Origin of the sequence: Micromonospora sp. 15K316 (assembly GCF_004348525.1) — a bacterium.
Lineage (GTDB): Bacteria > Actinomycetota > Actinomycetes > Mycobacteriales > Micromonosporaceae > Micromonospora.
On the sequence record NZ_SMKG01000310.1, the window covers coordinates 1 to 5,632 of the forward strand.

At 74.8% G+C, this 5,632-nt stretch carries 4 protein-coding genes and 1 pseudogene; 2 read left to right on the forward strand and 3 right to left on the reverse strand.

What is annotated here, in order from left to right; all coding sequences use genetic code 11:
- Window positions 1-167: 167 nt before the first annotated feature.
- Complete coding sequence (locus E1211_RS30280; protein WP_132353364.1) at window positions 168-1,067, forward strand: NUDIX hydrolase; 900 nt, start codon at window positions 168-170, stop codon at window positions 1,065-1,067.
- 260 nt (window positions 1,068-1,327) lie between these two features.
- Window positions 1,328-2,335 carry a phosphatidylcholine/phosphatidylserine synthase gene (locus E1211_RS30285; protein WP_243709774.1) on the forward strand — a complete coding sequence of 336 codons (1,008 nt, stop codon included), beginning with the start codon at window positions 1,328-1,330 and terminating at the stop codon, window positions 2,333-2,335.
- Between the two features lie 79 nt (window positions 2,336-2,414).
- Here E1211_RS30285 and E1211_RS30290 read toward each other — a convergent pair whose 3' ends face one another.
- The 3 genes and pseudogenes from E1211_RS30290 to E1211_RS30300 all read right to left on the reverse strand — a co-directional run.
- Window positions 2,415-3,668 (reverse strand): phosphatidylserine decarboxylase, encoded by a 1,254-nt coding sequence (locus E1211_RS30290; protein ID WP_132353368.1) that lies wholly within the window; start codon window positions 3,666-3,668, stop codon window positions 2,415-2,417.
- A 678-nt stretch (window positions 3,669-4,346) separates the two neighbouring features.
- Window positions 4,347-4,530: pseudogene (locus E1211_RS30295) on the reverse strand (hypothetical protein); the annotation flags it as partial.
- Window positions 4,527-5,632: LiaF domain-containing protein (locus E1211_RS30300; protein WP_243709775.1), on the reverse strand; the 1,106-nt coding region annotated here is incomplete at its 5' end. The gene E1211_RS30300 and the pseudogene E1211_RS30295, both read right to left, overlap by 4 nt.

Below are 5,632 nucleotides of genomic sequence, written 5' to 3' on the forward strand. Positions count from 1 at the left end.
ACCCGGTCCCGCCCGGTCCTGGTCGGGTCCTGGTCAGGTCCTGATCGGTGCTGGTCAGCCCCGGCCGGGTCAGCCCCGGTGATCATGAAGTTATTGTCGGGACACGCCGGGATGGTCGGCGATAACTTCATGATCGACCGGACAGGGACGCGGGCGGGGGCCACGGTATGCGGCAGCGGCGGCAGGTGGGTGCGTACGGGCTCTGCCGGGACGACGGCCGGGTACTGCTCGTACGCGGCTCCGCCGGCGCCCGGTTCCCCGGCGTCTGGCACCTGCCCGGAGACGTCGTGCCGCACGCCGAACACCCCGCGCACGCCGTGCTCCGCTCGGCGACCGAGGAGACCGGGCTGACCGTCGAGGTGACCCGGCTCCGGGCGGCGCTCGCGGACGTCACGTCGTTTCCCGAGGCGGACGTCTCACTGCACACCGACCGGCTGGTCTTCGACCTGGCCGTCACCGGGGGAGCGCTGCGCGACGGGCCGGCGGGGGTGACCGACTCGGCCCGCTGGTTCACGCCGCAGCAGGCGGCCGAGGTGCCGCTGATGCCGTTCACCGCCGAACTGCTCGGCCTTCCCGTCACACCGCTGCCCGCGGGACACGCGGACCCGTCCTCGTTCCCGCCACTCGGCGACCGCCGGTTGCGCTTCGCCGCGTACGGGCTGGTCAGCGACCCGCAGGGTCGGGTGCTGCTCACGATGATCGCCGAGGGGTATCCCGGCGCCGGACTGTGGCACCTGCCCGGCGGCGGCACGGACCACGGTGAACAGCCCGAACCCGCGCTCCTGCGCGAACTGGTCGAGGAGGCGGGGCAGCTCGGCCGGGTGACCGAGCTGATGGGTGTAAACAACCTGCACAACCCGGCCGCGTTCGGGCCCGAGGGGCGCCCGCTCGACTGGCACGGGGTACGGGTGATCTACCGGGTTGTGGTGGCGACGCCCACCGAGGCCCGGGTCACCGAGGCGGCCGGCGGCTCGACGGCCCGCGCCGCGTGGTTCACCGCCGACCGACTCGACGACCTGCCGTTGACGGACGTCGCTGCCTGGGCAACCGGACGGCGGCGCAGATAAGCCGCACCGCGCGAGCCGGTTCCGGCCCGTTGGGTTACAGTCGAGGTAGGGAATGATGGATAACGGGCGATGAGGCCCGGGATGCGAACGAGAGAGCCGTCTGAGCGGTATATGGAGATATAAAGCCCGCCGACAGCTATCGCCAAGCGCCGTTCCCTGTGCAATGGTGTACTCCGCACAACGGCTGCCGGGCCGAGAGCGGCCCGGTACGAGACAGCCGGATGTACGTCCCCCACGACTCATCCGGTGATGGAGGAAGCGTGCCGAGAGCCCCATGGCGCCGGCGTCGTACGACTGACAGTCCGCGCCCCGCAGGGCGTCGCTGGGCGGGCCCGCTCCGCCGCAGTGGAGCGTTCGCCCGGCAGGTTCTGCTGGTCCGGGTCGGCCGGCGCGATGGCGAACTGACCGGCGGCGTCGACACCGCCCTGGTCGAGCCGCGCTACGCCGGCCGCCGTCGCTACGGCTTGGACCGGTTCAGCCGGGCCCAGGTCGAAGCGGTCATGCCGGTCAGCCCGGCGCTGCCACCGGTCAACCCGGTGCTGCCGGTGACCGAGCCCGACGACGCGGCGTCCCGGTCCGTCCCGCTGCTGCCCGGCGAGCGCACCGCCACCCGCCGGGTGAAGTTCGCCCTGGTCAACGCATGCACCCTGAGCAGCCTCACCCTGGGCATGCTCGCCATCTTCCTCGCCATGCAGGGCGAGGTCCGCATCGCCGCGCTCTCCCTCATCGCCTGCGTGGCGTTCGACGGCCTGGACGGCGCGCTGGCCCGCAAGCTCGGGGTGGCCAGCCCCTTCGGCGCGCAGATGGACTCCTTGGCCGACATGTGCTCGTTCGGCCTCGCCGCCCCGGTGGTCGTCTACGCCTCGCTCGCCGGCTCCGTGTCGACCGCCGCCGCGGCCGTCGCGTGCGCGCTCGTCGCGGCCTGCGCCGCGATCCGGCTCGCCCGGTTCAACGTCAGCCCCAAGGACGGCCGGTTCTTCTGCGGTGTGCCGACCACCATGGCCGCGGCCGTGCTCGCGGTGACCGTCGCGATCGGTCTGCCCGTGCCCGGGCCGGTGCTCCTGGTCGGGGTGGCGTTGCTGGCCTTCGCGATGGTGTCCAGCTTCCCGTACGCCAAGCTCGCCCGGCTGGTGAAGCTGCCGCCGTGGCTGTGGCTCGCCCCGGTGGTCGGCGCGCTTGTCGACATCCGGCTCACCTTCGCCCTGGTCGTCGTGGGCTACCTGGTCAGCGGGCCGGTGCTCTGGCTGCGCCAGCGGCGAGCCGCCTGACCGGGCGGGGAAGCGGCCACACCCGTACCGAACGAAGAAGGGGCGCCGCGATCCGCGGCGCCCCTTCTCGTCGTTCGGCTCAGAGCCAGCGGGCGATCACCGTGGTGCCACCGACCACCTTGTCGCCGGGGCCGACGAGCGGTTCCGCCGCGTCCGCCGGCAGGTAGACGTCGGTACGCGAACCGAAGCGGATCAGCCCGAAGCGCTCGCCCTTGGCCAGCAGCGCGCCGATGGGTACCCGCTGCACGATCCGGCGGGCGATCAGGCCGGTGCGCTGCGCGACCACCACCGTGCCGTGCACCGTGTCCAGCACCGTGTACGCGGCCACGTTGTGCTCGGCGTCCGGCTTCATGGCGTTGACGAACCCGCCGTCGGCCACGAAGTAGTCGACCACCTTGCCGGCGACCGGAGCGCGGTTGACGTGCACGTCGAGCACCGACAGGAACACCGCGACGCGCAGCCACTCGCCGTCGCCGAAGCGCTCGTCGTGCAGGCGCTGCACCGACAGCACCTGGCCGTCCGCGGCGGCCACCACCGCCGCCGGGTCCTCGGGCACGTCCCGCTCCGGGTCGCGGAAGAACGCGGCGACCGGGGCGGCGGCGAGCGCCGGCAGGAGCCAGAGCTTTGACTTCGGCCGGGCCAGCCGGGCCAGCGCGGCCAGGCTGAGGGTGATGCCGGCCGCGGCGACCCCGTTGGAGTCGATGTGCATGGTCCGGGTCAGCGGCACGCTCGACGGCCGGTGGGCGGGGGCGAGCCGGGCCGCCGTGGCCGGGCTCGCCGGGCTGAACCGGAGCCGGTGCAGACGTACCGGCGGCGAGTTGCGCAGCACCAGGTCGACGCCGACACCGTGGAGGGCGCCCTGCCGATCGAGCTCCGCCGCCGCGCCCGCGGTCCGGCCCGGCCCGGCGGCGGTCGCCACGCTGAGCACCGCCCCGTCGCTGAGGTACTTGGTGAGGGTCTCGATCGTGGTGCGGGTCTCGTCGGCCGTGCCGAGCAGCGGCTCGGCCGCGATCACCACCTCGGCGGGGTCGGCCTCGGCGAGGGAGTCGACCACCCGGACCCGGTCGGCGACCCACCGGCCCTGGGCGGCGACGTGTTCGCGCAGCGCGGTGGTGGAGCCTCCCTCCGTGGCCACCACGGTGAGCCGGTCACCGGGCAACAACGCCTCGATCGCCGCGGCGAGCACCGCGGACTGCGAGTTCACGCCGACCAGCAGCGCGGCCTTCGAGTCGTTGAGCCGGGCGAGCTCGGTGACGAGGGTACGGGCGGCTCGCTCACCGATACGGACCGGACCGGGCCGGCCGGGGGTACGCACGGCGGGGGACTGGGTCATGTCGGACGGGCTCCTGACGGGGTAGACACGGCAAGCGCGACGGGCCGCCGCGGCGGGGTGGGATCGACCCACGGAGGCGGAAACTCCATCGGCCAGCATAGGCGTCCCCCCGCGCCGATCGCACCGCCGCCGATGAGCCGGCTCCCACCGCCCTCCCCGCCGGGCCCGGTCAACGCCGCGGGTCGTCCCCGTCGTCGGGGCGAGCCGACCCGGGCTCGGCGACGCCGTCCCGGCCGCCGCTCGACCACTCCTCGGTCCGCCCGCCGGCGTTCGTCCCGGTCGGCCGCGCGTCGAGACCCTCCACCCGGTCGGGACCGGCGCCGGCATCCGGCCGATCGATGCCGGCCGTCGTGGGGTCCGCCGGATCGAGGGTGGCCGTGGCCGGATCCGCCGGGCGCCGGTCGTCGACGCCGTCCGGCCGGATCTCGGCCGTCTCCTCCACCTGCCAGGCCGGGTGGATCCCACCGGCCGTCGGGCGGTCCGGCTCCCAACCGGGGAGGATCCCGCCGGAGACGGGCCGGTCCGGGTGCCACCCGGGGCCGGCTCCGGTGGCCGGGAGGTCGGCTCGCCGCTCCCCGTCGACGGCCGTCGCGCCGCCGGCCGGCGTACCCGCGGGCGCGGCCTCGGACACGTCGGCGGCCGGCGCGGCGTCGGCCGTGGCCGTCTCCCACTCGGCGTGCCGCCCCGAGCGGAGCGCACCCACCAGACCGAAGACGCCGATGAGGATGAGCCCGCCGGCCAGGAACCAGCCGACCGGCGGCAGGGCGAGCCCGAGGATCTTGCCGGAGAGCCACCAGGCGGCGAGCGCCAGGAAGAGCAGCCCGAAGGCGAAGGAGACGAGGTCGGTACGGTGTGCCTTCATCGGGTCACCACCAGGCTTCCGGCATTGATGTGGACGAAGAGGCGCAGGGTCCCGCCGCCGGCGCCGTCCGCGCCGAGGTCGGTGAACTCCCGGGATCCGCCGGCGGCCCCGGCCTGGTGTTGGCCGAAGACCGTCGCGTCGCCGGCGTTGACGTCGGTCACCGTGGTCACGTCGACGTTCTGTGGCACGACGACCGTGCCCTGCCCGAAGTTGACCGAGACGGTGATCTCGGCGTCGTGCCCGGTGAAGTCGACCGAGCGCAGGTCCAGCACCGCGTCGCCGAAGCTGTTCTCGTAGCGCGTGGCGAGATCCTGGTAGCTCGGCGGCGCCCAGGTCACCGCGCCGTCGACGCCCCGGAAGCGGTCGTACGACTCGGCCACCGTCGCCACGGCCAGCGCGGCGGCGGTCACCAGGCCGAGCGCGATCAGCCAGCGGGCCCGGCCGAACCAGGTGCCCACCAGCAGCCCGACGCCGATGGTGGCGAGCGCCGCGGCGAAGTACGCCGACGCGCCGACGTCGAAGACGTTGAGCAGGTCGAGGATGACGACCAGGCCCAGCGCCAGGAAGATCACGGAGAAGGTCACCGCGCCGAGCGCCGAACGCTCCTTCGGGCGCTTCGGTGGCTTCGGCGGCTTCGGTGCCTTCGCCGCAGCGGCCCCCGGGGACTGGGTCGCGTACGGGCCGTGCGGGGCGAACGGCGGGCGGTAGCCGCTCGGCGGCGTCGGTGCGGTGGGCGGGTACCCACCGCTCCCCGCCGGCGTGGACCGCCAGCCGGCCCCGGTGGGGGTGGCCTGCCAGCCGCCTCCCGCCGCCGGCGCCGGCCACTGCGGTGCGGGTGCCTCGGCCGGCGGCCAGGTGGGCAGTTCGGCGGTGCGATCGGCGGGTTGCCCGGAGACCGGTACGCCGGCCTGGGCGTGGGGAGCGCTCCCCCCGTGCGGAGCGCTCACCTCCGGGACCGCCGGCTCGGTCGGGGGATGGGGCTGCGGGCCGACCCCGGGCGCGGGCGCGCCGGGCATGGCGTTCAGGTCGACGGTGGGTGGTGCGGCGTACTGGGCCGGCGCCGGGTAACTGACCGGGGGCACCGGACCGGGCGGCGCGGCGG

Bases quoted from the DNA above. Each gene is read 5' to 3' on its own strand.
- E1211_RS30290 (WP_132353368.1), bottom strand. From the start codon at position 3,668: ATGACCCAGTCCCCCGCCGTGCGTACCCCCGGCCGGCCCGGTCCGGTC.
- E1211_RS30280 (WP_132353364.1), top strand. From the start codon at position 168: ATGCGGCAGCGGCGGCAGGTGGGTGCGTACGGGCTCTGCCGGGACGAC.